Raw genomic sequence first — 2,830 nt, forward strand, 5'->3', positions numbered from 1 at the left:
CGTCGCCGACGGTGCTCAGCGGCACCGCGGTGCCGCGGCCCGGGGTCTGCGGGCCGCCCGCGGCGACCGGGGGCAGCGCCGAGGTCGCGGCCTCGGCGCCGGGCTGGGGAATCCTCGGGGTTCCGCCGGTCCGGCCGACCGCCCGGACACCCGCGTCGTCGTCCGGCTGCTGCGTCTGTGCCATCGCTCCTCGCCCCGGGCGTTCGCTCGGATCGCGGTGCCCTGTCGCTTACGTATCCCCGAACGCTACCGCTTCCGGCGGACGGCTGTGGCACCCCCGGACCTGCCGGAAACCATCAGAGCAGGCCATTCCGGTCGGCCGGGAGGTCGACGACCAGCACGTTGGCGGGAAGGGGTGCGTGGCTGAGCTTGCCGCCGCTCTTCTCGTTCGCCTTGTTGACCACGATCGCGATGATGATGCCCGCCAGGACCAGCACGCCGATGATGATCCCGATCACGACCGCGGCCGTCGAGCAGCCGCCGCCGCCGGCGGGCTGCTTCGGCTGCTGGTACGGCGGCATCGGCTGCGGCGGCGGGGTGTGCGCCTGCGGCCCGCCCTGCTGGAGGTACTGCGGGTGCGGGGTGTGCGCCTGCGGCCGCGGGGGCTGGAAGGCGGGCGGCGGGGTCTGGTACTGCGGCTGCCCGCCCTGCTGGAGGTACTGCGGGTGCGGGGTGTGCGGGGCCTGCGGCGGCGCCTGGTAGGCCGGCGGCGGGGTCTGGTACTGCGGCTGCCCGCCCTGCTGGAGGTACTGCGGCTGCGGCGTCTGCGGGGCCTGCGGAGCGGCGTGCACCGAACGCGGGCCCTCGTTGATCACCAGCGGGGTGCTGGCCTGCAGCTTGTGCCCGCTGTCGCCGCCCTTGGCCGCCGCGATCAGCCGCTCCGCCTCGTCCCGCATCGCCGCCGCGCTCTGGAACCGGTGCGCCGGGTCCTTGCGCAGCGCCTGGGCGACGAAGGCGTCCACCTCGGGGGTGATCGAGCGGTTGAGGGTGGAGGGGGCCAGCGGCTCCTCCTGGACGTGCTTGTAGGCGATCGAGAACGCCGAGTCGCCGTCGAAGACCAGCTGCCCGGTGATCATCTCGAAGAGCATCACGCCGACCGAGTACAGGTCGGAGCGGGCGTCCACCGGCTTGCCGAGCGCCTGCTCGGGCGAGAGGTACTGCGGGGTGCCGACCACCATGCCGGTCTGGGTCATCGACGTGACGCCGGATTCCAGCGCGCGGGCGATGCCGAAGTCCATGACCTTGACGTTGCCCTTGCGGTCGAACATGACGTTGCCGGGCTTGATGTCGCGGTGCACCAGGCCCATGTCGTGCGAGGCCTCCAGCGCGTTCAGCACGCCGACGGTGACCCTCAGCGCCTCCTCGGCCGGCATCGCGCCGTACTGGCCGATCGCCTCGTTGATCGCCTCGCGCAGGCCCTGGCCGTCGATCAGCTGCATGACGATGTACGGCGTGCTGGAGCCGTCCGGGGCGATGTCCTCGCCGCTGTCGTACACCGTGACGATGTTGGGGTGCTCCAGCCGGGCCACGGCCTGGGCCTCGCGGCGGAACCGCTCCTTGAACGAGTCGTCCCGGCCCAGCTCGCTGTGCATGCTCTTCAGCGCGACCTGCCGGTCCAGCACGCTGTCGTAGGCGAGGTGCACGGAGGCCATGCCGCCCTCGCCCACCAGCCGCTGCAGCACATAGCGGCCGTTGCCCCGGGAGAAGCCCTCGACCGCCGCGTTGCCGTGCTCGCTCATGGTCCTCTGCTCCCCCTCGGCTCGGCCGTGCTTGCCGCAGCCTGACGTTCGGTCTCGTCCGTGCGTGGTGGGCCCGGCCCGCTGGCCTGGCGGGCCCCTGCCGCGGCGGTTCCACCGGCCGGCGACAGGGGTCAGGGTATCGGCTCACGCCGACGGTGATCGGTCCAGGGCCGGGGCGGATCGTCGTGGTACGTCCGGTCCGACGGCGGCCCCGACGTACCTACGGCGGGTACCGCCGACTGCGGCTACAGGTAGGGGCCGGAGCGGATGCCGCGGCCCTGGCCCAGCTCGTCCTCGTCCGGCTCGCCGCTGTGCAGGCCGGGCGGCAGCGCCCGCCGCATCTGCTCCAGCTGGGCCCGCGCCGCCATCTGCTGCGCGAACAGGGCGGTCTGGATGCCGTGGAACAGACCCTCCAGCCAGCCGACCAGCTGGGCCTGGGCGATCCTCAGCTCGGCCTCGGTCGGGATGGTGTCGTCGGTGAACGGCAGCGACAACCGCTCCAGCTCGGCAACCAGCTCCGGGGCCAGCCCCAGTTCGAGCTCCTTGATCGAGCTCGCGTGGATGTCCTTCAGCCGGGCCCGGCTCGCCTCGTCGAGGGGCGCCGCCCGGACCTCCTCCAGCAGCTGCTTGATCATGCTGCCGATACGCATGACCTTGGCGGGCTGCTCGACCATCTCGGTCACCGGGAGCTCACGCGGCACGTCGCCCTCGTCGTCCGCGCCCCCCGCCGAGCCCGCGAACCCCTGGCCCACGGGCAGCCCGTCCGGTCCGACGATCAGCACCTTCTGGCCGTCCTGCGACTGCCCGCCGACGGCCCGGAAGGGCTCCTGCGACGGGCGCTCGTTCATCGGATTCGTCATGAACAACATTCTCTCTCACTGGGGTTGGTCGGGCGGAAGCCCCCGTCGTCCCGCCGTCCTGCGCCACCCGTGACGAAGGTACGCCCCCGGGCGCCCTGCGGGAATCCGTACGGGTACTCAGTTCCCGCGTCCCGTCCGCCGACCGTCCGCCGACCGTCCGCCGGCGGCGCCCCGGCCCCGCCCGCACCGGCCCGCCGCACCGCACCCACCGAAACCCCGGCCCGGCCCGGG

Annotated in this window: 2 protein-coding genes and 1 pseudogene; all 3 read right to left on the reverse strand. The window is 73.2% G+C overall.

The genetic code is table 11. The annotated features are described in order from the left end of the window. Positions 1-184 (reverse strand): annotated as a pseudogene (locus KS423_RS42665) (hypothetical protein); the annotation flags it as partial. A gap of 112 nt (positions 185-296) precedes the next feature. Continuing rightward, positions 297-1,739, reverse strand: coding sequence for a protein kinase (locus KS423_RS42670; RefSeq protein WP_224285077.1), 1,443 nt, complete (start codon positions 1,737-1,739; stop codon positions 297-299). Between the two features lie 245 nt (positions 1,740-1,984). Beyond that, positions 1,985-2,587, reverse strand: coding sequence for a bacterial proteasome activator family protein (locus KS423_RS42675; protein ID WP_374120157.1), 603 nt, complete (start codon positions 2,585-2,587; stop codon positions 1,985-1,987). Positions 2,588-2,830 lie beyond the last annotated feature (243 nt).

Source organism: Streptomyces sp. LS1784, assembly GCF_020103755.1.
Taxonomy (GTDB): Bacteria; Actinomycetota; Actinomycetes; order Streptomycetales; family Streptomycetaceae; genus Kitasatospora.